Raw genomic sequence first — 26,412 nt, forward strand, 5'->3', positions numbered from 1 at the left:
CTCTTGTAAGGGTTATTTTCAATGGAACTTAGGTTGTAGGCAGAGGGTCAGATCAATGCGTAAATCCTTCGCTGCCCACAACGCGCAGCGGGGTCAAGTTCGCGCGTTTTGCCTCTGCTATGACCAAAGATTCAGGCTGGTTTCAACGCCCGATGTGACCCATCGGGCTTTTTTCATCCCCGTCTGGACCTTGCAAGGGACGCCTTGCTGGAGGGCTCAAATGCAAAAAATCGGTGCTCAAATTGCAAGCGTTTGCAAGGTTTTGTTGTTTTCAAGCAAAAAACGATGTTTCGTACTTGTTTGGTAACCAAAAATAGGGTTTTCCATGAGTTGCAATCGTTTGCATGATTTGTTTAATTGGGAACGTTGAACACCGTGAAGAGCCGATCGGAGCGGGTCAATCAAACCTGATCACATCCTTAATTTTTTGGAGAAAAACATGCAAACTCAAATTCGTCTCGTGGCCGTTGCTGCGGCATTGGTTGCCGCTGGTGCTGCACAAGCTGGTGTGTCTTTTGATGCCAACCTGGAACACGATGTCTTGTTCAAGGGCAAGCAAGGCGCTACCAGCAGCGCGACAACCAACGGTGGCCGTGTGGAATTGAATGCCAACGCCGCCTTGGTCAAGTCGGGTGATAACTTTGTCAACGCAAAAGCCACAGTCACCGTTCCCACAGGCAGTGGTGACAGCGTGGGCATCGACGACGCCTGGATTCAGTTTGGCAACAGTGCCGCCGATCTGAAAATTGGCCGCCACGAAGCCGCTGATTTGTTCCCATTGGGCAAAGATGTGGTGGTTGAAGCTGCAGGCGCCTACGGCTACCGTACCAATGCCTTGCGCGGTCGCTTCAAGACAGGCCAGTTGCACGCCGTGGCTGGTTTGAATGCAGCCCCTGGTTTGCGCGTTGAATTGGGTTTGGTGACTGAAAAATCGGCTGACGCAACACAAGCTTATGGCCTGCGTCCCACCTTGGTTTACACCGCAGGTGCTTTGACTTTGCGTGCTGGTGTCGAGTCCTACAAAAAGAACAACGTCAGCTACTCCGGTACCGGCGTGTCGGTGGGTTATGCATTGAGCAGCAGCGCTTCGGTGAATGCGAACTACGGCAAAAACAGCGATCTGAACAACTCTAGCTCGCTGGGCCTGAACGCCGTTTTCGGTGATGCTGGCGTCGGCATGGTTCAGGACAAAACAGCTGCCAACAAAGCCACGACTTACTACGCGGCTTACAGCTTCCCCTTGTTGGGCGTGAAGGGTGCAACCATCACCCCGGCTCTCAGCACATCCAAAGCCACTGGCGTCGAGAACCTGAATGCGTTCAAGGTGCGTTTGAACTACGCTTTCTGAACGTTGTAATCGTTTCTTCAAAGTTTCATTGATACCGTCCAAAGCTGCAAAGCTTTGGACGGTTTTTTTGTGGTCTTTTGAATGCCACCTCCTGTTGGCCATGACGGCTTCAGCGCGCGTGAAATAATCAATGCCATGAGTCCTGCTTCATCTGTCCCTCGCCGCACCCAAATGGTCGATATTGCCCGCATGGCCGGGGTGTCTTCATCCACCGTTTCGCGGGCCTTGAGTGGCAGCGCCTTGATCCCCGAAGCCACGCGTGAGCGCATCTTGGAGTTGGCGCGCTCACTGAACTACCAAGTCAATGTGGGCGCGGCCAATTTGCGCAAACGGTCGGTGCAAACGGTGGGTGTGGTGGTGCTGGGCGACAGCATGCAATCCATTTCGGACCCTTTCATTTTGAATTTGTTTGGCAGCGTGGCCGATGCCCTAGATGAGCAAGGCAGCAGCGTTTTGCTGACAAGGCTGCACGAAACTCGCAATGCCAGCATGCAATCCTTGGTCACCAGCGGCCAAGTTTCTGGCTTGGTGGTGATTGGCCAGCTGACCTGGCACGAACACCTGAATCGCTTGCAGCATTCGGGGCTGAAGTTTTCGGTCTGGGGTGCTGCATTGCCCGATGCGGCCTACCCGGTGGTGGGGGGCGACAACGAGCAAGGCGGTTACCTGGCTGCTTCGCATTTGCTTGCGCGCGGCTGCAAAAAGATTGCCTTCTTCGGTGACATCAACCACCCAGAGGCGGGTTTGCGCTACGCCGGTTATTTGCGTGCGCACCGCGAGGCGGGTGTCACGCCCGACGAGCGGCTGCGGCAATCGGTGTTGTTTGGCGAGCCTAGGTTGCTCCATGTAGTGCAAGAGTGGCTGTCACAAGATCTGGTCTTTGATGGTGTTTTTGCCACCAGCGATGTGGCTGCCATTGCCTTGATCAGTGCGCTCAACGCCCGCGGGATCGATGTGCCGCGCGATGTCAAGGTGGTTGGCTACGACGACATTGACATGGCCGGGCACGTTTTTCCTAGCCTGACTTCTATCAGGCAGCCGACCAAACTGGCCGGCCATGCGCTGGTGACATTGCTCAATGAGGCGCAGTCGGGCATGCCGAAACGCGCGGTGATCTTGCCTACCGAACTGATCGAGCGCGACAGCACGCGTTGAACAGGTCCAGCGCGACAGGACGCGCTGAAGTTACGTACCGCAATCAAACGACTTCGTTTTAGGGAAAACCCGCTAATGCAATCGATTGCACGAATGGTCAAATACGCTTGCGCTCACCGCTGAAAGGGTACGGGGGCGATGTGTACAACCTAAATTTACAGAGGCAATCAGATGACATTCACATCACGAAGCACAGCGGTTAAATGGGCTGCTGCATTGGTCGCAGCGCCCTTGATGGCCGTTTCGGCTCAAGCGGCCACCATCACCATTTCTTGCGGCTCGGTCGGTCAAGACTTTGAGTTTTGCAAAAAGCACACCGCCGAGTGGGCTCAGAAAACCGGCAACGAAGTCAAGCTCTTCACCATTCCCAACAGCACCACCGACATCTTGGCTTTGTTCCGCCAAATGTTCGCCGCCAAATCGACAGACCTCGACGTCATCAACGTTGACGTGGTCTGGCCTGGTGTGATCAAAGACCACTTGCTGGACCTCAAGCCCTACAGCAAAGGCGCTGAAAAGGCCCACTTTCCAGCCATCGTGGCCAACAACAGTGCTGACGGCAAACTGCTGGCCATGCCTTGGTTCACCGATGCCGGCTTGCTGTTCTACCGCAAAGACCTGGTCGAAAAATACGGCGCTAAAGCCCCTGCGACTTGGGAAGATCTGGCCGCGACTGCCAAGAAAATTCAAGACGGCGAGCGTGCCGCTGGCAACAAAGATTTCCAAGGTTTTGTTTTCCAGGCAAAAGCCTACGAAGGCCTGACCTGCGACGCCGTAGAGTGGATCCACAGCTACAAAGGCGGCAACATCGTTGACGACAAAGGCAACATCACCGTCAACAACCCTAACGCTGTCAAGGCGCTGAAGACCGCTGCCTCTTGGATTGGCACCATCGCACCTCAAGGCGTGTTGAACTACGCCGAAGAAGAAGCCCGTGGCGTGTTCCAAAACGGCAATGCCGCCTTCATGCGCAACTGGCCTTACGCCTGGTCGCTGGGCAATGGCGCCGACTCCAAGATCAAAGACAAGATCGGTGTGGCGGCACTGCCTAAAGGTGGCGCTGACGGTCAAAACGCCGCCACCTTGGGTGGCTGGCAGTTGGCTGTTTCCAAGTACTCCAAGAACCCTGATGCCGCCGCTTCTTTGGTGATGTACATGACCAGCCCAGAAGTGCAAAAAGAGCGCGCCATCAAAGGCTCTTACAACCCCACCATCGCTGCTTTGTACAAAGACAAAGAAGTGTTGGCCGCCAACCCCTTCTTTGGCAGCTTGTTTGACGTGTTCACCAGCGCCGTGCCACGCCCAGCGACCGCCACAGGCTTGAAGTACCCTGAAGTCAGCGCTGCCTTCTGGAACGCGACGCACGACGTGTTGTCGGGCAAAGCCACTGCCGAAGACAGCCTGAAGCGCCTGGACGGCAAGCTCAAGCAAGTCAAGCGCAACCAGTGGTAATTTGAACTGAGTGCCCGCCAAGGTCCGGGTGCTTTGCATCCGGACTTTATCGTTTGACGACCCCTCTTGGAAACTCATGAACAACAAGACGCGCACAGCCTGGCTGTTCTTGGCCCCCATGTTGGTGGTGCTGTTGTTGGTGGCTGTTTGGCCTTTGGGGCGGACCATTTGGTTCAGCTTCACCGACGCCAACATCAACAACCTCGAAGCCAGCAAATTCATTGGCCTAGAAAACTACTTTGGTGAGTTTGGCCTGTTTGCCAACCCCAACAACACCGATGGATTTTTTGCCGGCGATTGGGGCATCTCCATCCTCAATACATTGAAGTTTTCCATCGTCTCGGTGACCTTGGAGACCCTGCTGGGCCTGGCCGTGGCCATGTTGCTCAACCAAGAATTCAAAGGCCGCACCTTGGTGCGCACCGCGGTGCTGGTGCCTTGGGCCATTCCCACCATCGTCTCGGCCAAGATGTGGGGCTGGATGCTGCACGACCAGTTTGGCGTGATCAACCAGTGGCTGTTTGACCTGGGCTGGATTGCCCAAAAAATCGCTTGGACCGCGCAGCCCGAATACGCCATGTGGACCGTGGTGGCGGTTGACGTGTGGAAAACCACGCCCTTCATGGCCCTGCTGATCTTGGCCGCTTTGCAAACCTTGCCCAAAGACTGCTACGAAGCTGCGCAAGTTGATGGTGTGCACCCCTTGCGCGTTTTCTGGAAAGTCACGCTGCCCTTGATCAAACCCGCGTTGATGGTCGCCATGATCTTCCGCTTGCTCGACGCCTTACGCGTGTTCGACCTGATCTATGTGCTGACCTCGAACAACAACACCACCATTTCCATGTCGGGCTTTGTGCGCCGCGAAATGATCGATAACGGGTACATGGGTTACGGCTCTGCCGCGTCGACCGCGCTGTTCCTCATCATTGGCCTGTGCACTGTGCTGGCCATCAAAGCCAGTCGCATGAAGTTGGGAGACGACTGATGAAAACCCCATTGCTTGGGCGCATTGCGCTCTACGTAGCCGCCACCGTGCTGGTGTTGGTCTCGGTGTTCCCCTTTTTGTACGCCTTGGCCACCTCGTTCAAAACCGGCGCTTCGCTGTTTGACAGCAGCTTGCTGCCCAGCAGCGTGTCTTGGCGCAACTACAGCTCTTTGTTCACCTTGGCCGAGCAACCCTTTGGCCGCCACATCTTGAACTCGGTGATGGTCTCGATCGTGGTGGTCACGCTCTCACTTTTTTTGGGCATCTCGGCTGCGTATGCGCTGGGCCGCATCACCTTCAAAGGCCGGGGCCTTTTGTTGACCGCCATTTTGGGGGTGTCGATGTTCCCACAAGTGGCGGTACTGGCCGGCATGTTCGAGTTGATCCGGTTTTTGGGCCTGTACAACAAGGCGCTGGGTTTGGTGTTGCCCTACATGATCTTTACGCTGCCCTTCACCGTCTGGGTGCTCACCACCTTCATGAAGCAGCTGCCCAAAGAGCTCGAAGAGGCGGCCATCATGGACGGTTGCAGCCCGTGGCGCATCATCAAAGACGTGTTCATGCCGCTGCTGTGGCCCGCTTTGGTGTCGACAGGCTTGCTGGCTTTCATTGCCGCATGGAACGAATTTTTGTTCGCACTGACCTTTGTGCTCGACAACAACGAACGCACGGTGCCCGTGTCGATCTCGTTGATCTCCGGTGCCAGCAAATACGAAATCCCATGGGGCAACATCATGGCCGCCTCGGTGCTGGTGACCTTGCCACTGCTGGCCTTGGTGCTGGCGTTCCAGAAAAAGATCGTCTCTGGCCTGACGGCCGGTGCGGTCAAAGGTTAAACCCTCTTTGTTCATACCCATGATTGAAAAAGCACCCAACAATGGCTGGTGGCGCGGTGGCGTCATCTACCAAATCTACCCCCGCAGCTTTCAAGACAGCAACGGGGACGGCATTGGCGACCTGCCCGGCATCACCGAGCGCTTGGCCCATGTGGCCGAGCTGGGGGCCGACGGCATTTGGCTCTCGCCCTTCTTCAAAAGCCCGATGAAAGACTTCGGCTACGACGTGAGCGATTACTGCGACGTTGACCCGATGTTTGGCAACATCGCCGACTTCAAAGCCTTGCTCGCACGCGCGCACAGCTTGGGCCTGAAGGTCATGATTGACCAAGTGCTCTCGCACGCCAGCGACCAGCACCCATGGTTCGTGGAAAGCCGCGCCAGCCGCGACAACCCCAAGGCCGACTGGTTTGTCTGGGCCGATGCACGCGAAGACGGCACGCCCCCCAACAACTGGTTGTCCATCTTTGGGGGCAGCGCATGGCAGTGGGACACGCGCCGCTGCCAGTACTACCTGCACAACTTTTTGAGCAGCCAACCCGATCTGAACTTTCACCACCCTGAGGTGCAAGCGGCATTGTTGCAAACCGTGAAGTTCTGGCTCGACATGGGTGTGGACGGCTACCGTCTGGACACCGCCAACTTTTACTTTCATGACGCTTTGCTGCGTGACAACCCGGGCCGAGGTGCCCCCAGCCGCGACAACCCTGACCCGGCGGTCAACCCCTTCAATCCCTACGCGTGGCAAGCCCACGTCTACGACAAAAGCCGCCCAGAAAACCTGCCTTTCCTGGAAAACCTGCGTGCATTGCTCGACCAATACCCCGACACCACCATGGTCGGCGAGATCGGTGACGACGACGGTTTGGCCCGCGTGGCCGAATACACCAGCAGCGGACCGCAAGGCCAACGCCGTTTGCACATGGCCTACTGCTTTGACTTCTTGGGCGAAGCCCACAGCGCCCCGTTCTTGCACGGCGTGCTGCAGCGCTTTAACCAAGTGGTGGGCGATGGCTGGCCTTGCTGGGCTTTGTCCAACCACGACTGCGTGCGCTCGGCCACGCGTTGGGGCGGTGTCCAGCCCGATGCCCGCTTGCTGCGCTTGGCGGCGGCCTTTCAAATGGGCTTGCGCGGCACCGTCTGCCTGTACCAAGGCGAAGAGCTGGGTTTGCCCGAGGCCCAAGTGGCCTTTGAGGATTTGCAAGACCCGTATGGCATCACCATGTGGCCCGAATTCAAAGGCCGTGACGGTTGCCGCACCCCCATGCCCTGGCAAGCCGCTGCGCCGCACGCGGGCTTTTCCAGTGCGGCCAAAACCTGGCTGCCCGTGGACGCACGCCACACCGCCTTGGCGGTGGACCAACAAACCGGCCCAGACAGTTTGTTGGGCTATTTCAAGCAAATCATTGCTTGGCGAAAAACCCAGCCTGCACTCATCCACGGCGACATGCAGCTGTGGGCTGCACACGCGCAAACCTTGGTCTTTGTGCGCGAGCACGCGGGCCAGCGGGTGCTGTGTGCCTTCAACTTCAGCGACCAGGTTGCCGAGCTGAGTCTGCCCGCAGACTGGGCGGGTGCCCAGGCCTTGAGCGGCAGCGGCACCAGCGGTGTGCATGTCGATGCACAGCGCCTGCGCTTTGAGCCTTGGGGCTGCGCCTTCTTGAGCCCATCCAAGGGCCTTTGAAACCCATTTCACCGACACGATCCGAGGCTTGCCATGTCCAAAATTGAATTTCGCAACGTCAGCAAACGCTACAACGCCGCTGCCGCTTTGACCATCAACAATGCCAACCTCGTCATCGAAGACGGTGAGTTCTGCGTCTTCGTCGGCCCGTCAGGTTGCGGCAAATCGACTTTGCTGCGCATGGTGGCGGGCTTGGAAGACATCACCGCAGGTGATTTGCTCATCGGCGGTGAACGCGTCAACGACTTGCCGCCCGCCCGCCGTGGGGTGGCCATGGTGTTCCAAAGTTACGCGCTGTACCCGCACATGACGGTGCGCGAGAACATGGCTTTTGGCCTCAAAGTGCTGGGCTCGAATGCGGCAGAGATCGACAAAAAAGTGCGTGCAGCCGCCGAAATTTTGCAGCTCACGCCCTTGCTCGACCGTTTGCCCAAAGCCCTCTCGGGCGGTCAACGTCAGCGTGTGGCCATTGGCCGTGCCATCGTCAAAGAGCCTCGCGTGTTTTTGTTCGATGAGCCGCTGTCCAACTTGGACGCTGCGCTGCGCGTGCAGACCCGCTTGGAGATCGCCAAGCTGCACCACGACATCGGCACGGCGAGCATGATTTACGTCACGCACGACCAAGTGGAGGCCATGACGCTGGCCGACAAGATCGTCTTGCTCAACACCGGTGAGCGCATTGCCACCCACGGCAGCGTGGCGCAAGTGGGCTCGCCCATGGCGCTGTACTACCGACCCAACAGCTTGTTTGTGGCCGAATTCATTGGCTCACCCAAGATGAACATCCTGCCCGCGCAGTGGCTGTCCTCGGACGGCCAGCGCACCGAGGTGTCGGTGTCAGGCCGGGTGTTCAGCGCGGCAGTCGATGCCGCCACGGGCAATGCCGGGCAAGCGGTGCACTTGGGGCTGCGTCCCGAAGACATGCGCTTGGTGTCCAACTGCCAGCAAGCCAACACCTTCGCCGGCACCATCGCGCACATCGAAAAGCTGGGCGAGTCGTCCATGCTCTACATCCAACCCGAAGGGCACACCGAGCTGGTGACCTTGAAGGTGGAGGGCACCACCACAGAGCAAACTGGTGCTGCGGTGTGCGTGCACATTGCGCCCGAGTTGCTGCATCTGTTCAATGCGCAGGGCGATGCCTACGAGCGGACGGTGACGCTGCCAGTTTGAGTTTCTTGCCCCCTTCTCACTTTGGCCTATTCCCTAGCTGCCGAACCCATGCACTTCGCTGCTGAACGCGCCGACTGGCGCAACGCCGTTGTTTACCAAATTTATCCGCGCAGCTTTTGCGACAGCAATGGCGATGGTGTGGGGGATTTGCCTGGCATCACTTCGCGCCTGGATTATTTGCAGGCACTGGGCGTGCAAGTGGTTTGGCTGTCGCCGATTTACGCCTCGCCCAACGACGACAACGGCTACGACATCAGCGACTACCGCCAGATCATGGCCGAGTTCGGCACCATGGCCGACTTCGATGCCATGTTGGCGGGCATGCATGTCAGGGGCATTCGCTTGATGATGGATTTGGTGGTCAACCACACGTCTGACGAACACCCTTGGTTTGTGCAGGCCCGCAGCAGCCGAAGCAATCCCTTTCACGACCACTACATTTGGGCAGACCCTTTGCCCGATGGCTCTCCCCCCACCAATTGGGAAGCCGCTTTTCAAGGCTCGGTCTGGACATGGAATGAGCCCACGGGCGAGTACTACCTGCACATGTTCAGCGCCAAGCAACCCGATCTGAATTGGGAAAACCCCAAAGTGCGCCAAGAAGTTCATGCACTGATGCGTTTTTGGCTGGACAAAGGCGTAGATGGTTTCCGCATGGACGTGATCAACATGATCAGCAAGCCTTGGGATGCGCAAGGCCGTTTGCCGCAGGCCCCGGTGGTGCGTGAAGGGTTTTTGCAACCCTCATTTGCCATGACTTGCAATGGGCCGCGCCTGAATGAGTTTTTGCGTGAAATGCGCAACGAAGTGCTGGACCATTACGACACCATCACCGTGGGCGAGGCCCCGCTGGCCACGGTGCAGCAAGGGCGCGACATCACGCACCCGCAAACCGGTTCGCTCAACATGCTGTTTCAGTTTGAGCACATGGACTTGGACAGCGTGGGGGGCCATGTCAATGGCAAGTGGGCTCGCAAAGCGCTGGATTGGCGCGACATGAAAGCGTGCATGGCCCGTTGGCAAGAGGCTTTGCACGGCACGGGCTGGAACAGCCTTTATTTTTGCAACCACGATCAGCCGCGTTCGGTCTCGCGGTTTGGCACCATGGGGACGCTGCGCGAAAGGTCGGCCAAAGCCTTGGCCACTTGGTTGCATGGCATGCAGGGCACGCCCTACATTTACCAAGGCGAAGAGCTGGGCATGGGCAATGTCGCGTTTGACCGCATCGAAGACTACCGCGACATCGAGACCCTGAATTTCTACCGCGTGGCCACAGCACGCGGCCAAAGCCACGCCGATGTCATGGCCTCCATCCATGCGGTGGGTCGAGACAATGCCCGCACCCCCATGCCCTGGAACAGCGGCCCGCACGCGGGGTTCAGCACCGGCCAGCCCTGGATCGGCTTGAACCCCGACTGTCCGCAGGTGAACGCCGAAGCGGCGCAGGCCGACCCGAATTCTGTTTTTCACCACTACCGGCAATTGATCGCTTTGCGGCGGCAATGGCCGGTGTTGCGCGATGGGCGTTTCCAATTGCTTTGGGCCGAAGACCCGCAGGTGTGCGGCTATGCGCGGCTTGGCGCAGAGCAGACCTTGCTGGTGGTCAGCAATATGAGCGGCCAAAGCGCCACAGCCCCATGGCCCGAGGGCGTGCCTTTCACGCAGGTGCACTGTCTGCTGTCCAACCTAGACCCTGCCGATCACGCGTGGGGCAGGGCGCTGCACTTGCAGCCGTTTGAGGCCTTGATGCTGCTGTGCAGATGAGCCGCTTGGGCCTTTGAGCGGCACACCATGACCGACAACCCAAGCCTGTCTCGGCCCCGTTTGAACACGGTGGCCTTGCCCATCGTGGGCGAGTTTTTGTTGGGCATCAGCGTGGCGATGGCGGGCCTGTATTTGGCCTCGCACACCTCTGATGCGGCGGCGGGGGCCTTTGGCTTGGCGCAGCAGGTGCAAGAGAGTTTGGCGGTTTTGTTCCGCATTTTGGCCATCGGTTTGGGGGTGCTGCTGACCCAGTATCTGGGCGGTCAGCGGCACGACCAAGCCCGTGAAACCGCCTTTGCGGGTTTGGGGGCCAGCACCTGGGTCGGGGCGCTGGCGGCGCTGTGGTTGCTGGCGGGCGCGCAGATCACTCTCGACGGGCTCAATGCCCCCGAAGCGGTTCGGCCCATTGCCACGGTCTACATGATGTTGTTGGCCCCGGCGATGGTGCTGGAGGTCTACAACCTCAGCATGGCGGCCACACTGCGGGCGCACTTTTTGGCCCGCGAATCGCTGATGGTCATGCTCGTTATGCACGGCAGCCATTTGGCGGGGGCGTGGTTGCTGATGCGCGGCTTGGACGATTGGGCCGGTTGGGGCCTCAATGGTTATGCGGTGGCCTGGTTTTTCAGCCGCGCGGTGGGCGTGGCTTTGCATTTGCGGTTTTGGCGCTTGCGCCTGGGGCTCAGGCCGCAGTGGCGGCATTGGTGGCGTGTGCCGGTGCGGGTGATGACGCCGGTGCTGCGCATTGGGTTGCCGGGTGCGGCCTTGGAGTTTTGTTACCGCATGGGCTTCATGGTCTCATTGGCGGCCACAGCGCGTTTGGGGGTTGAGGCCTTGGCCACCCATTCCTATTTGTTGCAGATCCTCAAGTACGTGCTGCTCATCAGTTTGTCGGTGGGTTGGGCCTGCGAAATCATGGTTGGTCGCTTGGTGGGGGCTGGGCAATTGGCGCAGGCCGATGCGGTGGTTCGCAAAGGGGTGCGCGTGGGCTTGTTGGCCAGCGGTGGCTTGGCGGTCTTGGCTGCGGCGAGTGCGCCGTGGTTGATGCGGGTTTTCACACGCGACCCGGTCATCATCGCGATGGCCAGCACCTTGCTGTGGATGTCGGTGGCCCTGGAGTTGGGGCGGGTCTTCAATCTGGTGGTGATTGGCGCTTTGCGGGCCAGCGGCGATGTGCATTACCCGGTGTTGGCCAGCGCATTGTCTTTGCTCTTGATCTTGGGTGGGGGCGCGTATTGGCTGGGGCGGCACTGGGGCCTGAGCGGCATTTGGCTGGCCTACATCGTCGATGAATGTTTGCGCGGCGGTTTGATGTGGTGGCGCTGGCATCGCCGAGGCTGGCTGACACATGCCCGCCAAACCCTGCGCACGATGCGCCCCAAAAAGGCCGACTGAGCCGCCTGCCGTTGCAGCGGCGTCATCTTCAGTTGGCGAACCGTTCGCTGCCCACGATGCCCAGCTTGGTCAAGCCCGCGCGCTGCGCCCCGGCCAACACGGCAGCGGCCGCTTCGTACTTGGCTTTGGCGTGCGAGCGGATGTGCAGCTCGGGTTGGGTTTGCAAGGCGGCGGCCTCGGCGAGCTTGGCTTCCAGCGCTTGCCGATTGGCCAGCGCCTGTCCGTTCCAGAGCACACGGGCGTCGGCTTCGATGTCGATTTTGACGACCATGGGTTCGGTGTTTCTCGCCGCGTTCGTGGCCACCGGCATGTCCAGATTGACCGAGTGCAGTTGGGCCGGAATGGTGATGATCAGCATGATGATCAGCACCAGCATCACGTCGATCAGGGGCGTGGTGTTGATGTCCATCATCACTTCGGGTTCGTCGCTGCTGCCGGTGTTCAGGTGCATGGCCATGTTGGGCTCCTTGACGGTTTCAGCGGGCCGGGTCGGTGATGAACCCGACCTGGGTGATGCCTGCACGTTGCACTGCGTACATGACGCGCCCCACAGACTCGAAAGCGCTTTGCGCATCGCCCCGAATCTGCACATCTGGCTGCGGCTTCATGGCGGCAAACTTCTTCAGCCGTTCGACCAGTTCTGCCGGGGTTTTGACCGGGGTGTCATACAGGTAAATCTGCCCAGCTTGGTTGACCGAGATGACCACGGTCTCGGGCTTGGCTTGGCGCACCACATTCTGTTCTTTGGGCAAGTCCACTTTGATGGAGGTGGTGACCACGGGGATGGTGATCAAGAAAATGATGAGCAGCACCAGCATCACATCCACCAGCGGCGTGGTGTTGATGGTGCCCATCACCTCGTCATCGTCTTGGGTGCCCAGCGTGGGGCCGAGGTTCATGGCCATTATTTGGGGGCCGAAGCCAGCAGCACGGCGTGCAAGTCAGCGCCAAAGGCGTTGACCTCTTCCATCACCGCCTTGTTGCGGCGCACCAGCCAGTTGTAGCCCAACACCGCAGGCACGGCCACGGCCAAACCAATGGCGGTCATGATCAGCGCTTCGCCCACGGGACCTGCCACTTTGTCGATGCTGGCTTGGCCCGACATGCCGATCTTGACCAAGGCATGGTAGATGCCCCACACGGTGCCAAACAAGCCCACAAAAGGCGCGGTCGAACCCACCGTGGCCAGCACCGCCAAGCCGTCTTGCAGCCGACTTTGCACCGTGCCCATGGCCCGTTGAATGCTCATGGTGACCCAGGTGTTGAGGTCCACCGCGCCCAGCAAACCCCCGTGCTTGGACGCGCCCTCTAGGCCCTTCTCGGCAATGAAGCGGAACGGGCTTGCCGGGTCCAGTGCATCGGTGGCTTGGCGCACCGAGCCAGAGTTCCAGAAGTCCGCCTGTGCGGCTTTGGCAAATTGTTGCATCTTGGCTTGCGCTGTGAATTTGCTGAAGATCACGTACCAACTGCCCATGCTCATGAGCACCAAAATCAGCAGGGTGCCTTTGGCCACGGCATCGCCTTGTACCCACAAAGCGCCTAGGCCGTAAGGGTTGCCTTCGGCCGTGGCGGCCGTGGCGGCCGTTGCGGTGGCATCAGGTGCCAATGGTGCGACTTGTGCGACTGGATTGGCCGTTGCCTGGGCGGTCACTGGCGCAGGGGGCGCCTCGTTGGCGGGGGCTGCCAGGCTGTGGCTGCTGAGGGCCAGGCTGATCAGCAAAGCAGCGCCCATCAGGGACTTTTTGAGAACATGAGACATGGGTGAACTTTCTTTGTGTTGGGGCGGCGGGTCATTCCAGACGCCAGACGTATCGGATGGTGGTCCAGGCTTGTTCAGGCTTGCCGTCGACCGTGGCCGGTCTGAATTGGCACTTGGACAAACCGGCCCGTGCCGCTTCGTCAAGACGCTTGAACCCGGAGCTTTTTTCGACTTCGGACTGCAAGACTTTGCCATCGGGTCCGACCAAAAAGCGCAAGGCCACGGTGCCTTCTTCCTCCAGGCCCCGAGAGGCGCGGGGGTATTCGGGCTTGTCGCATTGTGCAATGTTGACACCTGCTGTTGTGCGCACCGGGGCCGATGAACGCGGCACCGTGGCAGGTGCCGCGGTTGCTGTGGGCGCAGGCGAAGTGGTGGCCGTTGAGGGCGGCGCTGTGGCACTGACCGCCGCGATGGCGTTGGGGGCAGAAACGACCGGTGTGTCGGCGGGTGGCACATAGGCCGCAGGCGGCATTTTGGGGGCCGCTGGCGTCGCCGGTGGCCGAGGTGCTGCGGGCGGCAAGGGTGGCAATTCAGGCCGCTTTTCTTCGAGCAACAGGGCTTGCACCACCGGGGGCATTTTTTGCAAGACCGTGCGGGTCAGTCCCGCTTGAATGGCCCAAAACAGCAGGGCATGCAAAACCACCACCCCAGCCAGACCGATGAGCTTTCGCTTCGGTGGTGCTTGAAGATAAGTGGACGCGTTCATCGGTCAAATGGCCTGAAAGTGGAGGTCTGTATTTTGCGTGAGAAAAGCGGTGTTCCCGGCTTGGGCCGGGCAATTCACCCGCGCCAGCGGGGTGCTCAAGGGGTGCGGCTGATCAGGAAGTCGCGGCTGCTCTGGCCCATCAAGGCCCTTTGCCCTTGAATTTGCCGTCCACAACTTGACGCTGTCACGCTGCCCAACCAGGTGGCGGCAATGCGTTGGCCATCGTGTGTTTCTTCCAGCGTGAATTCGCCATCGTCCAAGTCGGCCACCACCGCATGGCGCTGCTGGCCTTGCGTCAATTCACCACGCAGGCTGCCTGCATGTTCTGGGTGTGGCCCCAGGGTCAATGTCCAGGGCGCTTCGCCAGCGATCTGCGCGGTCCATTGGCCGTTCAGCATCTCGGGCGTGAGGTCTTGGCCCGTTGGGCAGGCGTTGCGCGTGGGCAGCTGCTGGCAGGCACTCAGGCCTAAGCTGAGGGCCAAACACAGGGCCACATACCGAGCCACATACATGGCCAGGCCCAAGCTTGGCTGGGCGACAGCGCGATGCGTCAGGGCAGCGATGCGCTGAGAGGGCGGTGAATGCGGTGTGGGTGTCATGGTTTGGCTTCTGCTGCCGCGTCGGCTGCGCGCTTGGCAAATTCGGCCCGCAGTGCTTTGAGTTTTTCGCGCGGGTCTTCCTTGATGGTGTTTTCGTCCAGGCGCATTTCGGCAATGAAGCGGCTGGGCAGGGCCGCCACGGTTTCGCGGCCCTTTTTGCGTCGCTTGGTCCAGCTCACGGCCAGGCTGCGTTGGGCGCGGGTGATGCCCACATACATGAGGCGGCGCTCTTCTTGCAGACGCAGCAAAATGCCCTCGCTCATCGGGCCATCGCTGCGGCCCGAATGGGTGTCATCGTCCCCCAGCTTGAAGGGCAGCAAACCTTCGTTCACTCCCACCAAGGTCACATGCGGCCACTCCAGCCCTTTGGAGGCGTGCAAGGTCGACAGCGTGACCACGTTCTGGTCTTTTTCGCGCTCGCTCAGGGTTGAGATCAGAGAAATGGTTTGTGCCACGTCGAGCAGGTTTTTGGTCTCGGTGCTTTGTGCCCCCGTGGTGTCATCGATTTCGCCACCGCAACGTCCGGCCATCCAGTCGCAGAACTCCAGCACATTGGTCCAGCGGGCCGAGGCCACTTTTTCGTTGTCTTCGCCGTCGTACAGGTGAGATTCGTAGCCAATCTCTTTGAGCCATTCCAGCAAGAAAGCCAGTGCATCCGTTTTGCCCAAGGTGTGGCGGGCACGGTGCTCCAGATCGTTGATGTAGCGGCCAAACTCGTGCAGGCCCGCCACCGCCCGTGCGTTCACCGCACTGGGCAGGCTGCCCGCAAAAAGCGCCTCAAACAGGCTCAGTTTGTACTGGGTGGCAAAGGTGCCCAGCTGGCCCAGTGTCTGGTGGCCGATGCCGCGTTTGGGGCTGGTCACTGAGCGCAAAAATGCCGGGTCGTCGTCGTTGTTGATCCACAGGCGAAACCAGGCGCACAGGTCTTTGATCTCGGCTTTGTCGAAAAAGCTCTGCCCGCCTGAGACTTTGTAGGGAATGTTGGCGCGGCGCAGCGCTTGCTCGAACGGCCGGGCCATGTGGTTGGCGCGGTAAAGGATGGCAAAGTCCTTGAATTCGCGGTGCTTGGACGGGTTAATTTGCCCACCGCGAATCGACTGGATGCGGGCAATGGCCCGGTCGGCCTCGTGCTCTTCGTTCACGGCATCGACCACGCGCACCGGCTCGCCCTCGCCCAACTCCGAAAACAGCGTTTTGGGAAACAGCTTAGGGTTGGGTTGGATCACGTTGTTGGCGGCCCGCAAGATCGCGCTGGTGGAGCGGTAGTTTTGCTCCAGCTTGATCACCTTCAAATTCGGAAAATCCACCGGCAGCCGCTTGAGGTTGTCCAGTGTCGCGCCGCGCCAGCCGTAAATCGACTGGTCGTCGTCGCCCACTGCCGTGAAGCGTGCCCGCTCGCCCACCAAGTGCTTGAGCACTTCGTATTGGGTGGCGTTGGTGTCCTGGTATTCGTCCACCAGCACATGGCCCATCTTGGCCTGCCAGCGCTCGCGCACCTCGGGAAACTCGGCCAGCAGCTTCAAAGGCATGCCGATCAGGTCGTCAAAGTCCACACTTTGGTAGGCCGTGAGCCGCTCTTGGTAAAGCGCCATGATGCGGGCAATTACCCGCGCGTTGTCGTCGGGCGCTTGGGCGGCGGCCTGTTCGGCATTGAGGCCCATGTTTTTCCACAGGCTGATGGTCCACTGCCACTGACGGGCTGTGGCCGCATCGGTGGTGCCGCCGCAGTCCTTCAAAATGCTGGTCACATCGTCCGCATCCATGATGCTGAACTGGGGTTTTAGGCCCAACACCGCGCCGTCTTCGCGCATGATGCGCACGCCCAAGGCGTGAAAGGTGCAAATCAGCACATCCTTGGCCGCCCGGCCAATCAGCTGTTTGGCCCGCTCGCGCATTTCGGCAGCGGCCTTGTTGGTGAAGGTGATGGCCGCGATGCGCTTGGGCTCCAGCCCGGCTTCGATCAGCCGCCCGATTTTGTGCGTGATCACCCGCGTCTTGCCCGAGCCCGCTCCGGCCAGTACCAAGCAGGGCCCCGAGACAAAGTTCACGGCTTCGAGTTGAGCGTTGTTGAGTCCGGCTGACATGGGGATGGAGGCCAATCGAGGAAGCGAAGCAAAGCGGGCCATCATAGCGGCCTGAGATGGTGTGACCGTCAAACCGGCCAGTTGGCGCGCTCCCCATGCACCGCTTGTCAGCCTTGTGACCCGAAGCCCGCCCCAAATGCCCCGACAATTGGCACATGTTTGAAGTTTTGCGCGTCACCTTTCCGTTTTTTGCCTTGGTTTTGTGCGGCTACGCAGCGGCCCGCAAAGGTCTGTTGCCTTTGCAGGCCATTCCGGGCCTGAATGGTTTTGTGCTGTTTTTTGCGCTGCCGTGCATGTTGTTCCGCTTTGGTGCCAGCACGCCGATTGCCCAGTTGCTCGATGCCGGGGTGTTTTTCACCTATTTGTTGTGTGCCTTGCTGATGGTGGCGTTCAGTGTGGCCATCAGCCTGAATGAACGCATCCGCTGGAACGATGCTTCCTTGGGTGCTTTGGTGGCCGCTTTTCCCAACACCGGCTTCATGGGCGTGCCCTTGCTGGTGGCCTTGTTGGGGCCGGAGGCCGCTGGCCCGGCCATCGTCACCATTTTGGTGGACATGGTGATCACGTCGTCGCTGTGTGTTGCCTTGTCACGCATGGACGCGGCGGGCGAGCACGGCGTGGCCGGTGCGGCCCGCAAAGCCTTGGCTGGTGTGGTGCGCAACCCCATGCCTTGGGCGATTTCTTTGGGCGGCGCTTTTTCTTTCTGGAACCTTGAGTTGGTCGGCCCCGTGGCCAAAACCGTGGGTTTGCTGGCCGATGCGGCCTCGCCCGTGGCTTTGTTCACCATTGGCGCGGTATTGGCCCGGTCACAAATGCTGGCCCATCAACGCCCGCATGGCCCGTTGAAGTGGGCGGATTATTTGCCGGTGTCCTTGACCAAGCTGCTGTTGCACCCGGTGTTGGTGTTGTTGGTGGCGGGCACGGCTGTGCAAATGGGGGTGCCGATTGCGCCGTTTGCCTTGATGGTGATGGTGTTGGTGGCGGCTTTGCCCAGCGCCAGCAACGTGTCACTGTTGGCCGAGCGCTTGGGGGCCGACAACGGCCGCATTGCCCGCATCATTTTGGTCACCACTTCGGCTGCATTTTTGACCTTTTCGGGTGCGGTGGCTTTGCTCAAGCCCTGAGCGCCACGGCGCACATTCGCGATCAAATCGCCTGCGGGTCCACGTCGACCAACCACCGAATCACCCCTTTGTGTTCTGGCTGGCTGCGCACTTGGTGCAGCACCCCGTGCAGGTGCCACAGCACTTTTTGCAGCCCCATGCGAGTGGGGCTTTCCAGCAGCATTTGGGCACGTTCCACATCAGCCACGCGCTGCATGCTCATGGGCACGGCCGGGTACAGGCTGACTTGCATGACCAGATCTGCGGTGGCGGGGTCGGCGCTCAGGTGCAGTTCAAGTGCTTCACGCGCCGCGTTCAGCAGCGCTTGGGCGGCCTCTTGGGTGCGGGCATCGGCGCGCAGCAGGGCCTGGTGGCTGATGGGGGGCAGGTCGGCGGCGGTGCGCTCGGCCAGTTCGCTGGCGGCAAAGGCCGGGTAGTCGTGTTGTTTGAGCGCTTCAAACAGCGCATGTTGGGGGTGAAAGGTTTGCACCCACATTTCGCTGGTGGCGCTTTGGGCGGCGTCGCGTCCGGCGCGGCCAGCCGCTTGCATGAGCAGGGCAAACAGGCGCTCAGGTGCTCTGAAGTCACTCGAAAACAGCGCGGTGTCGGGGTTGACGGCAGCCACCAGGGTGATGCGCCGAAAGTCGTGCCCTTTGGCAATCATCTGTGTGCCCACCAAGATGTCCACTTCGCCAGAATGCACCGAGGCCAATTGGCTTTCCAGCGTCCCTTTCAGGCGCGTGGTGTCGGCGTCGATGCGGGCGATGCGGATGGGGCCGCCATCGGGTCGCTTCACATGGGCCAGCAGTTCGCCCAAATGCTCTTCAAGCTGTTCGGTGCCTCGGCCTATCGGGGCGATGTCGGCGTTGCCGCACTCGGGGCAGGCTCGTGGCACACGCTCGGTCAAGCCGCAGTGGTGGCAGCGCAGGGTGCGGTCGATTTTGTGAAATACCCGAAACGCGCTGCAGTGTTTGCATTCGCTTTTCCAGCCGCAGTCGGCGCAATGCAGCACCGGGGCATAGCCGCGTCGGTTGAGCAGCAGCATGCACTGCTCGCCGCGCTCCACCCGCTCCTGCAAGGCTGCCACCAAGGGCGCTGACAGCACGGCGCGGCGTGCTTGTTTGTTCATGTCGACCCGGCGCACCTTGGGCAGTTGGCCGGTGCCAATGCGCGAGGGCATGTGCAGCCGCAGGTAGCGCCCGCCTTCTTCTGCGGGGCGGCTCAGGTGCCAGCTTTCGAGCGAGGGCGTGGCCGATGCCAGCAACACGGTGGTGTTTTGCAAACGGCCTCGGTACACCGCCAGGTCGCGGGCCGAGTAGCGCGCGCCTTCTTGTTGTTTGTAGCTGGGGTCATGTTCTTCATCGACCACGATGAGCTTCAGGTGTGGCATGGACGCAAAAATGGCCATGCGCGTGCCCAGCACGATGCGGGCGTGGCCGGCATGGGCGGCCAGCCAGCCTTTGAGGCGCTGAGCGGGCGTCATGCCGCTGTGCATGGAGACCACGGCGTCTGCGCCAAAACGCGCTTGTACACGTTCTTCGAGCTGGGGTGTGAGGTTGATCTCCGGGACCATGAGCAGCGCCTGGGCCTGCGGGTCGGCCGCCAACATGCGTTCGACGGCTTGCAAATACACCTCGGTCTTGCCGCTGCCGGTGCTGCCAAACAACAAGAACGGCCCTGTGCCTGCGGCCATTTGCGCCAGCACTTGGCTTTGCTCGTCGGACAAGGCGGGGCCGGGCGTGGTCTGCACGACGCGCTCGGTGTTTTGCTTTTTCAGGCGGCGGGCCAGTTGTTCGTGGGTCAGGTCGCGCAGCTGCGGTGGCAGGGCCGACAAAGCGACCTCGCCCAAAGAGCGCTGGTAATACTGGGCCGAAAACTGCACCAGCTGCCGCCAAGCGTGGTCCAGCGGGGCTACGCCGTCCAGCACCCCCAGCACGTCGCGCATGGCCGAGGCGGGCATGTCGCTGGGCGCTGCGTCTTGCACGGCCCAGACCACGCCCAACACGTCGCGCTTGCCCAAAGGCACGCGCACCAGTTGGCCCGCTTGCACCTCAAAGGGGCAGCGGTAGCTCAGCAGCCCCCCCACTTGGCTGTGGGCGGGGGTCTGGACAGCGACGTCAATCCAGCGGTGGGTGCTCACATTTTTCCCGGTGTTTTAAATGAAATACGCAATGTAAAAGTTAGCTGAATTCTTGGAAAAAGGTGTAAGTCATTGATTTATCAGCACTTTGGCCTTGATTCAGAAAATCTGTGGATAACTTTGTTGAAAACTCGGTCTGGATGCGCTGGAAGCCTTGAAAATCAAGCTTTCCGTCAAAGTGCCCATTCAATGTGCAAGATTAAAAGTTCAATGAAATCAACAACTTGCAATTTTGCCTGTGCGCCACGCTTGCTGCTTTGCAACAAATCAAGCGGCCTTGAGGGAGTGTTTACTTTTGTGCATAAGTCAAGCGTTTGAGCCCATTTATTTTGCAAAAAACCCGTGGAAATACGGGTTTTTTATGCTAACGGCCTGACTTTGTGCTTCGGTCGCTGACTTTATTTTTGGCGCAAAGCCCGTGAGTGGCTGTGCACCGTCTCGACCAGGGCCGACACATGCTCTGGCGGTGTGAATTGGCTGATACCGTGGCCCAGATTGAAGATGTGCGTTGGCCCGGTGGTGGTCGGGTCGGTGTGCGGTGCGCCAAAGCTGTCCAGCACACGGCGCACCTCGGTGGCGATTTGCTCGGGTGGGGNGGCCGACACATGCTCTGGCGGTGTGAATTGGCTGATACCGTGGCCCAGATTGAAGATGTGCGTTGGCCCGGTGGTGGTCGGGTCGGTGTGCGGTGCGCCAAAGCTGTCCAGCACACGGCGCACCTCGGTGGCGATTTGCTCGGGTGGGGCAAACAGCACATTGGGGTCGATGTTGCCTTGCAGCGCTTTGCCCGGCCCGCCCACCTGGCCGCCCACTTGGGCGCGGGCACGGCCCAGGTTCATGGTCCAGTCCAGGCCCAGCACGTCGCAGTTCAGRCCYGCCATTTCGGGCAGCCACAGGCCACCGCCTTTGGTGAAAACGATGCTGGGGATGCGTTGGCCTTCGTGCTCGGTCTTGAGTTGGGCCAGCACGCGGGCGGTGTAGGCCAGGCTGAACTGCTGGAACGCGCCRTCGGCCAGCACGCCGCCCCAGCTGTCAAAAATCATCACGGCTTGGGCACCGGCTTCGATCTGGGCRTTCAGGTATTGCGCCACCGAGTCGGCRTTGATTTCCAGAATGCGGTGCATCAGGTCGGGGCGGCTGTACATCAGGCTCTTGACCTGACGGTAGTCGTCCGAGCCCGCACCTTCGACCATGTAGCACGCCAGCGTCCAGGGGCTGCCCGAAAAGCCAATCAGCGGCACGCGGCCATTGAGCGCTTTGCGGATGCTGGTGACGGCATCGAACACGTAGCGCAGCTTGTCCATGTCGGGCACGGCCAGTTGGGCCACAGCGGCTTCGTCGCGTACGTTTTTGGCGAACTTGGGGCCTTCGCCCAAGGCAAAGCTCAAGCCCAGGCCCATGGCGTCGGGCACGGTGAGGATGTCGCTGAACAAAATGGCGGCATCGAGCGGGTAGCGCTCGAGTGGCTGCAGGGTGACTTCGGTGGCGTAGTCGACATTGGTGGCCAGGCCCATGAAGCTGCCGGCTTTGGCGCGGGTGTCACGGTATTCAGGCAGATAACGGCCCGCTTGGCGCATCAGCCACACGGGNGCATCGAGCGGGTAGCGCTCGAGTGGCTGCAGGGTGACTTCGGTGGCGTAGTCGACATTGGTGGCCAGGCCCATGAAGCTGCCGGCTTTGGCGCGGGTGTCACGGTATTCAGGCAGATAACGGCCCGCTTGGCGCATCAGCCACACGGGCGTGTGGTCGGTGGCCTGGCGCAGACAGGCACGCAAGAAGCTGTCGTTTGGGTGGGTCATGGAGAGGGCTTAATTTCAGCGTCCGCTGGGTTGGGATGAAATAGGGGATGGAGGGTGTCAATTTTTGTATTTTTCAAAGTGTCAATCCAACTTGACATTTTGTCAAATGCCTGTAGATTCAAGTTCAGTCAAGCAAATATGAAGGCCAGCCATGGATGCCTTGCGGGAATGGATTCAATCTCCAGCTCAACTCAGAGCGCTACCGCTCGAGCGCTTGCCTGGCCTGGCAAATGAATTGCGGCAGCGTCTGATCCAGTCGGTGTCACAAACCGGTGGTCATTTCAGCTCCAATTTGGGTGCCGTGGAATTGACCATCGCCCTGCACCGTGTTTACAACACGCCGCAAGACCGATTGGTTTGGGATGTGGGCCACCAAACGTACGCCCATAAAATGTTGACGGGTCGCATGGAGCGCATGGCTACATTGCGTCAAAGGGGCGGTCTGAGCGGATTTCCGCACCGCCAAGAGAGTGAATACGATGCTTTTGGCACGGCGCATTCCTCCACCAGCATCTCAGCTGCCTTGGGTATGGCCATGGCCGCCAAGCTCAACGGCAGTTCACAAAAATCGGTGGCCATCATCGGTGACGGCGCGTTGACAGCCGGCATGGCTTATGAGGCCATGAACAATGCCGGCGCCAGCGACTGCGATCTGTTGGTGGTGCTGAACGACAACGACATGTCCATTAGCCCGCCGGTCGGGGCCTTGAACCGCTACCTGGGCGAACTGATGTCTGGCCGCTTTTATGCGCAGGCCAAAAAATTGAGCCAGCAACTCTTGCGCAATGCGCCGCCCTTGTTTGCTTTGGCCCAACAGTTGGAGCAGCAAGCGCAGCAATTCATCCAGCCTGCAACCATTTTTGAAAAACTTGGCTTCGCTTACACCGGGCCGATCGATGGGCACGATGTTCTTGGTTTGGTGCAAGCCCTGCAGAAAATTTCACAAGCAAAAGGCCCCCAGTTTTTGCACGTGGTCACCCGCAAAGGGCAAGGCTACGCCAGAGCCGAAGCGGACCCTGTGAGTTACCACGGACCGGGCAAGTTCGATCCGGCATTTGGTTTGAAGCCGTCGACAGCAAGTCCGCTGACGTTTACCCAAGTGTTTGGTCAATGGCTGTGCGACATGGCCACGCACGATCGTCGCCTGGTCGGGATCACCCCGGCCATGCGTGAAGGCTCGGGAATGGTGGCTTTCAGTCAACGCTTTCCTGATCGGTACCACGATGTGGGCATCGCCGAGCAACACGCCGTGACCTTCGCCGCAGGATTGGCTTGTGAAGGGCTCAAACCGGTGGTGGCTATTTACTCGACTTTCTTGCAAAGAGCCTACGACCAACTGATCCATGACGTGGCCTTGCAAAAGTTACCCGTGGTCTTTGCGCTGGACCGTGCAGGACTTGTGGGTGCCGATGGTCCGACGCACGCAGGCATGTTTGACATCGCCTTCACACGTTGCATTCCGAACATGAGCGTGGCTTGTCCGGCCGATGAAAATGAATGCCGTCAATTGCTGAGTACGGCTTACGCTCAGGACCATCCGGTCACTGTGCGCTACCCCAGGGGAGCCGGGGTTGGTGCAAAGGTGTCAGCAGATTTGCAGGCCTTGCCTTTTGGGCAGGCTGAAATTCGCCGCCATGGACAGGGCGTGGCCATCCTCGCCTTTGGCCCCTTGCTGCATGAAGCACTTAAAGCGGCCGAATCCTTGGACGCTACGGTCGTGAACATGCGCTGGGCAAAACCACTCGATTTGGAATTATTGCGGCAGGTGGCACAGCAGCACGAGCGCTTCGTCACGCTGGAGGACGGCGCACGCATGGGCGGTGCCGGAGCCGCTGTGCTGGAGGCCTTGCAGGACATGGGTATTCACAAACCTGTGTTGGTCATGGGGTTTGAAGACGCGTTCACAGAGCATGGTGATCCCCAGGAGTTGATGCAGCACTACGGACTGACCGCTACAGGTATTCACCAACGCATGGCAAAGGCTTGGCCAGAGTTCTACGTCAAGCCTGTGCTCAGAAAGGTGGTCTGAATGGCAGTCTGGACTCTGGGCCTGAACCACCGCACTGCGCCCATCGACCTGCGTGAACGCTTCGCCTTTGCTTCCGATCACCTTGTGACGTCGCTGCAAGGCTTGCGTCGCAGTCTGGAGACACACAAAGAAGTGGCCATTTTGTCCACATGTAACCGCACAGAAATCTACTGTGCGGGAGAACAAGTGCAGTGGCGGCAAACGCTCAAATGGTTGGCTGACATCGGCGAGTCACAGGTCGACAGCTTGCAGTCTCACATTTATCGATTGGAAGGCGATGCCTCGGCAAGGCATGCGTTCAGGGTGGCCAGCGGGCTGGATTCCATGGTCTTGGGGGAGTCGCAAATACTCGGCCAATTCAAGGATGCAGTCCGCTTGGCGGCTGACTCTGGTGCCTTGGGCACCACCTTGAATCAGTTGTTCCAACGTTCCTTTGCGGTGGCCAAAGAGGTGCGCACAGCCACGGACATCGGCGCGCACTCTATCAGCATGGCTGCGGCGAGCGTTCGCCTGGCCAGTCAGATTTTTGAGAACATCAAAGATGCCCATGTCCTTTTCGTTGGGGCCGGTGAGATGATTGAATTGTGCGTCGCGCACTTTGCGGCCAAATCGCCACGCTCGATCACGATCGCCAACCGCTCGGCAGACAAGGCAGACTTATTGGCGGCCATGCATGGGGGACGCAGCATCGCTTTGGCCGATTTGCCGGCGCGGTTGCCGGAATTTGATGTGGTGATCAGTTGCACCGCCAGTACGTTGCCCTTGATCGGTCTGGGTGCTGTTCAGCGGGCATTGCGTGCACGCAAAAACCGGCCCATGTTCATGGTGGATCTGGCGGTGCCACGCGACATTGAGTCGGAAGTCAAAAACTTATCGGGCGTCTACTTGTACACGGTTGACGATCTGAAACAGGTCATTCAAAGCGGACAATCCTACCGTCAAGAGGCGGTGGCTGAAGCGGAAATCATCATTGACCAGGGCGTCCATAAATTCATGGCCTGGTTGGAGCAACGCAGCCATGTGCCCCTGATTCAGGAATTGAATCTCCAGGCGGATGCCTGGCGCCAAACCGAGCTTAGCCGCGCACGAAAACGCCTGGAAAAGGGCGATTCAGTGGACAGCGTGCTGGAGGCCTTGTCCATGGGCTTGGTGAAAAAAATGCTCAACGGACCCTTGCGCGAATTGAACCACCCCAGCAGTGACCAGCGCGAGAAATCTCTGGTGGCGGTCAAGCAATTCTTTTTAAACGACTGAACGGTGAGAAGCCTCAGTCCGAGATGAAGTTCCCTCCCTCTGTTCGTGTGCTCATGCTGCAGCTCAGTGTTATCGCCCTTGCCGCCGGGTTATATGGTCTGTGGACGCCAGATCTGTCTCCAGGTGAGTTGCAAAAGCGCTATGGCGTACCAGGACAACAGGTGTTGGAAGTCGATGGGCTTCGCATTCATTACCAAGACATTGGGCCGCACGAGGCGCCAGTGCTGATTTTGTTGCACGGCTTCGGTTCGAGTTTGCAAACTTGGAACGCCTGGATACCTGTGCTGGCGGACCACTATCGGGTGATTCGCCTGGATTTGCCTGGCTTCGGCTTGACCGGTGCGTCACCCGCCAGAGACTACTCCGAAGCCAGGGATGTGGCCACCTTGGTGCAATTTGCTGACCGATTGGGTTTAAGCCGCTTTTCTGTGATTGGTCATTCCTTGGGCGGAAAAATCGCATGGTCACTGGCAGCTGTCGAGCCTGAGCGCGTTGAGGCGCTGGTGCTGATCGCTCCTGACGGGTTTGCTACGCCAGCGCAATGGGGGACCAAGCCCTATGACGTGTCGGCTGTGATGCGCTTGATGACATACAGCCTGCCTAGAATTCTGGTCCGTGAGTTTCTCGGCACCGCATTCTCGCAACCACAAAGCGTGACCGAGCCCATGGTGGACCGTTACCACGACATGCTGCGGGCACCGGGGGTGCGCAAGGCTATTTTGGACAGGGCCGATCAAACCGTCTCTATCAACCCAATGCCGTATTTACAGCGGATTCGGGCTCCGACGCTGTTGCTCTGGGGCGGGAACGACCAAATGATTCCCAGTAGCCAAGCCGGTAACTATGCGCAGGTCTTGCCGCGTTCGCAGACCGTTGTGCTGCCGAACTTGGGGCATGTGTTGCAGGAGGAGCAACCCGAGACAGGCCTTGAGCAGGTCCAAACTTTTTTGGACGCCAATTTGCGGCCACCCCACGCACAGGGCCGGTAAAGCCCAGGGCCAACGCCTTCGCTGTGGGCTTGTCAGTCCGGGATACGCCCACCTTAGGGCCAATTCTCGAAGCCGGTTGCTGTTCCACCTGACCGCACATGATTTTGACGTCATCCTCGCGGTTTTGAGTCGCATCGAAGATGGAAAACCCACGGATC

At 59.6% G+C, this 26,412-nt stretch carries 21 protein-coding genes; 13 read left to right on the forward strand and 8 right to left on the reverse strand.

Annotated features, from left to right (window positions below; translation table 11 throughout):
- Nucleotides 1-439 precede the first annotated feature (439 nt).
- The 9 genes from BN3544_RS02000 to BN3544_RS02040 all read left to right on the forward strand — a co-directional run bounded on the left by BN3544_RS02000 (nt 440) and on the right by BN3544_RS02040 (nt 11,792).
- On the forward strand, nt 440-1,348 hold the full coding sequence (locus BN3544_RS02000) for a carbohydrate porin (RefSeq protein WP_019429625.1): 909 nt from the start codon (nt 440-442) through the stop codon (nt 1,346-1,348).
- A gap of 135 nt (nt 1,349-1,483) precedes the next feature.
- On the forward strand, nt 1,484-2,503 hold the full coding sequence (locus tag BN3544_RS02005; RefSeq protein ID WP_036074983.1) for a LacI family DNA-binding transcriptional regulator: 1,020 nt from the start codon (nt 1,484-1,486) through the stop codon (nt 2,501-2,503).
- Nucleotides 2,504-2,674: 171 nt separating this feature from the next.
- Nucleotides 2,675-3,955, forward strand: a complete 1,281-nt coding sequence (locus BN3544_RS02010; protein WP_019429623.1) for an ABC transporter substrate-binding protein — start codon at nt 2,675-2,677, stop codon at nt 3,953-3,955.
- A gap of 76 nt (nt 3,956-4,031) precedes the next feature.
- Complete coding sequence (locus tag BN3544_RS02015) at nt 4,032-4,940, forward strand: carbohydrate ABC transporter permease (RefSeq protein ID WP_019429622.1); 909 nt, start codon at nt 4,032-4,034, stop codon at nt 4,938-4,940.
- Entirely contained in the window at nt 4,940-5,776 is an 837-nt protein-coding gene (locus BN3544_RS02020; protein WP_019429621.1) for a carbohydrate ABC transporter permease, read from the forward strand. Before BN3544_RS02015 ends, BN3544_RS02020 begins: the two co-directional genes overlap by 1 nt.
- 19 nt (nt 5,777-5,795) lie before the next feature.
- The gene (locus BN3544_RS02025) at nt 5,796-7,460 is read left to right on the forward strand and encodes an alpha-glucosidase family protein (RefSeq protein WP_019429620.1); all 1,665 of its coding nucleotides are present in this window, start codon (nt 5,796-5,798) and stop codon (nt 7,458-7,460) included.
- 33 nt (nt 7,461-7,493) lie between these two features.
- Nucleotides 7,494-8,633: an ABC transporter ATP-binding protein gene (locus tag BN3544_RS02030; protein ID WP_019429619.1), complete on the forward strand. Its 1,140-nt coding sequence runs from the start codon at nt 7,494-7,496 to the stop codon at nt 8,631-8,633.
- A 48-nt stretch (nt 8,634-8,681) separates the two neighbouring features.
- Entirely contained in the window at nt 8,682-10,397 is a 1,716-nt protein-coding gene (locus tag BN3544_RS02035) for an alpha-glucosidase (protein ID WP_019429618.1), read from the forward strand.
- 27 nt (nt 10,398-10,424) lie between these two features.
- Nucleotides 10,425-11,792: an MATE family efflux transporter gene (locus BN3544_RS02040; RefSeq protein ID WP_019429617.1), complete on the forward strand. Its 1,368-nt coding sequence runs from the start codon at nt 10,425-10,427 to the stop codon at nt 11,790-11,792.
- Nucleotides 11,793-11,820: 28 nt separating this feature from the next.
- Here BN3544_RS02040 and BN3544_RS02045 read toward each other — a convergent pair whose 3' ends face one another.
- From BN3544_RS02045 to BN3544_RS02070, 6 genes are all read right to left on the reverse strand, one after another.
- Nucleotides 11,821-12,249, reverse strand: a complete 429-nt coding sequence (locus BN3544_RS02045) for an ExbD/TolR family protein (RefSeq protein ID WP_019429616.1) — start codon at nt 12,247-12,249, stop codon at nt 11,821-11,823.
- A gap of 19 nt (nt 12,250-12,268) precedes the next feature.
- Nucleotides 12,269-12,697 carry an ExbD/TolR family protein gene (locus tag BN3544_RS02050; protein WP_019429615.1) on the reverse strand — a complete coding sequence of 143 codons (429 nt, stop codon included), beginning with the start codon at nt 12,695-12,697 and terminating at the stop codon, nt 12,269-12,271.
- Nucleotides 12,697-13,551, reverse strand: a complete 855-nt coding sequence (locus tag BN3544_RS02055; RefSeq protein WP_019429614.1) for a MotA/TolQ/ExbB proton channel family protein — start codon at nt 13,549-13,551, stop codon at nt 12,697-12,699. Before BN3544_RS02055 ends, BN3544_RS02050 begins: the two co-directional genes overlap by 1 nt.
- A 31-nt stretch (nt 13,552-13,582) precedes the next feature.
- On the reverse strand, nt 13,583-14,257 hold the full coding sequence (locus BN3544_RS02060; protein WP_019429613.1) for an energy transducer TonB: 675 nt from the start codon (nt 14,255-14,257) through the stop codon (nt 13,583-13,585).
- Between the two features lie 95 nt (nt 14,258-14,352).
- Nucleotides 14,353-14,856, reverse strand: coding sequence for a hypothetical protein (locus tag BN3544_RS02065; RefSeq protein WP_155820434.1), 504 nt, complete (start codon nt 14,854-14,856; stop codon nt 14,353-14,355).
- Nucleotides 14,853-16,940 carry an ATP-dependent helicase gene (locus tag BN3544_RS02070; protein WP_026036587.1) on the reverse strand — a complete coding sequence of 696 codons (2,088 nt, stop codon included), beginning with the start codon at nt 16,938-16,940 and terminating at the stop codon, nt 14,853-14,855. Before BN3544_RS02070 ends, BN3544_RS02065 begins: the two co-directional genes overlap by 4 nt.
- Nucleotides 16,941-17,095: 155 nt before the next feature.
- Here BN3544_RS02070 and BN3544_RS02075 point away from each other — a divergent pair, with 155 nt between their 5' ends.
- A complete protein-coding gene (locus BN3544_RS02075; RefSeq protein WP_019429610.1) occupies nt 17,096-18,064 on the forward strand; it encodes an AEC family transporter in 969 nt (322 codons plus the stop codon).
- A 22-nt stretch (nt 18,065-18,086) separates the two neighbouring features.
- Here the strand turns inward: BN3544_RS02075 and priA are convergent, their stop codons facing one another.
- Both priA and hemE read right to left on the reverse strand, forming a co-directional pair.
- On the reverse strand, nt 18,087-20,183 hold the full coding sequence (gene priA, locus BN3544_RS02080; RefSeq protein ID WP_019429609.1) for a replication restart helicase PriA: 2,097 nt from the start codon (nt 20,181-20,183) through the stop codon (nt 18,087-18,089).
- Between the two features lie 398 nt (nt 20,184-20,581).
- Nucleotides 20,582-21,982, reverse strand: coding sequence for a uroporphyrinogen decarboxylase (gene hemE / locus BN3544_RS02085; protein WP_082688195.1), 1,401 nt, complete (start codon nt 21,980-21,982; stop codon nt 20,582-20,584).
- Nucleotides 21,983-22,133: 151 nt separating this feature from the next.
- Between hemE and dxs the strand changes: the two genes are divergently transcribed.
- Genes dxs through BN3544_RS02100 form a run of 3 tightly spaced genes read left to right on the forward strand, consistent with a single transcriptional unit; the run spans nt 22,134 to nt 26,254 of the window.
- Nucleotides 22,134-24,011, forward strand: coding sequence for a 1-deoxy-D-xylulose-5-phosphate synthase (dxs, locus tag BN3544_RS02090; RefSeq protein ID WP_019428511.1), 1,878 nt, complete (start codon nt 22,134-22,136; stop codon nt 24,009-24,011).
- Nucleotides 24,012-25,265 (forward strand): glutamyl-tRNA reductase, encoded by a 1,254-nt coding sequence (gene hemA / locus BN3544_RS02095; protein WP_019428512.1) that lies wholly within the window; start codon nt 24,012-24,014, stop codon nt 25,263-25,265. It abuts the gene before it with no gap.
- 23 nt (nt 25,266-25,288) lie between these two features.
- Nucleotides 25,289-26,254, forward strand: coding sequence for an alpha/beta fold hydrolase (locus BN3544_RS02100; RefSeq protein ID WP_019428513.1), 966 nt, complete (start codon nt 25,289-25,291; stop codon nt 26,252-26,254).
- Nucleotides 26,255-26,412: the final 158 nt, after the last annotated feature.

This window comes from Limnohabitans sp. Rim47 (assembly GCF_001517545.1).
Lineage (GTDB): Bacteria > Pseudomonadota > Gammaproteobacteria > Burkholderiales > Burkholderiaceae_C > Limnohabitans_A.

What these genes read in the sequence shown, in the direction of transcription:
- BN3544_RS02045 (WP_019429616.1), bottom strand. Translation starts at nt 12,249, where the DNA reads ATGGCCATGCACCTGAACACCGGCAGCAGCGACGAACCCGAAGTGATG.
- BN3544_RS02100 (WP_019428513.1), top strand. Translation starts at nt 25,289, where the DNA reads ATGAAGTTCCCTCCCTCTGTTCGTGTGCTCATGCTGCAGCTCAGTGTT.
- BN3544_RS02005 (WP_036074983.1), top strand. Translation starts at nt 1,484, where the DNA reads ATGAGTCCTGCTTCATCTGTCCCTCGCCGCACCCAAATGGTCGATATT.
- BN3544_RS02060 (WP_019429613.1), bottom strand. Translation starts at nt 14,257, where the DNA reads ATGAACGCGTCCACTTATCTTCAAGCACCACCGAAGCGAAAGCTCATC.
- hemA (WP_019428512.1), top strand. Translation starts at nt 24,012, where the DNA reads ATGGCAGTCTGGACTCTGGGCCTGAACCACCGCACTGCGCCCATCGAC.
- BN3544_RS02000 (WP_019429625.1), top strand. Translation starts at nt 440, where the DNA reads ATGCAAACTCAAATTCGTCTCGTGGCCGTTGCTGCGGCATTGGTTGCC.
- BN3544_RS02065 (WP_155820434.1), bottom strand. Translation starts at nt 14,856, where the DNA reads ATGACACCCACACCGCATTCACCGCCCTCTCAGCGCATCGCTGCCCTG.
- BN3544_RS02055 (WP_019429614.1), bottom strand. Translation starts at nt 13,551, where the DNA reads ATGTCTCATGTTCTCAAAAAGTCCCTGATGGGCGCTGCTTTGCTGATC.
- BN3544_RS02015 (WP_019429622.1), top strand. Translation starts at nt 4,032, where the DNA reads ATGAACAACAAGACGCGCACAGCCTGGCTGTTCTTGGCCCCCATGTTG.
- BN3544_RS02020 (WP_019429621.1), top strand. Translation starts at nt 4,940, where the DNA reads ATGAAAACCCCATTGCTTGGGCGCATTGCGCTCTACGTAGCCGCCACC.
- BN3544_RS02025 (WP_019429620.1), top strand. Translation starts at nt 5,796, where the DNA reads ATGATTGAAAAAGCACCCAACAATGGCTGGTGGCGCGGTGGCGTCATC.
- BN3544_RS02075 (WP_019429610.1), top strand. Translation starts at nt 17,096, where the DNA reads ATGTTTGAAGTTTTGCGCGTCACCTTTCCGTTTTTTGCCTTGGTTTTG.
- BN3544_RS02070 (WP_026036587.1), bottom strand. Translation starts at nt 16,940, where the DNA reads ATGTCAGCCGGACTCAACAACGCTCAACTCGAAGCCGTGAACTTTGTC.
- BN3544_RS02030 (WP_019429619.1), top strand. Translation starts at nt 7,494, where the DNA reads ATGTCCAAAATTGAATTTCGCAACGTCAGCAAACGCTACAACGCCGCT.
- BN3544_RS02050 (WP_019429615.1), bottom strand. Translation starts at nt 12,697, where the DNA reads ATGGCCATGAACCTCGGCCCCACGCTGGGCACCCAAGACGATGACGAG.
- BN3544_RS02035 (WP_019429618.1), top strand. Translation starts at nt 8,682, where the DNA reads ATGCACTTCGCTGCTGAACGCGCCGACTGGCGCAACGCCGTTGTTTAC.
- BN3544_RS02040 (WP_019429617.1), top strand. Translation starts at nt 10,425, where the DNA reads ATGACCGACAACCCAAGCCTGTCTCGGCCCCGTTTGAACACGGTGGCC.
- dxs (WP_019428511.1), top strand. Translation starts at nt 22,134, where the DNA reads ATGGATGCCTTGCGGGAATGGATTCAATCTCCAGCTCAACTCAGAGCG.
- BN3544_RS02010 (WP_019429623.1), top strand. Translation starts at nt 2,675, where the DNA reads ATGACATTCACATCACGAAGCACAGCGGTTAAATGGGCTGCTGCATTG.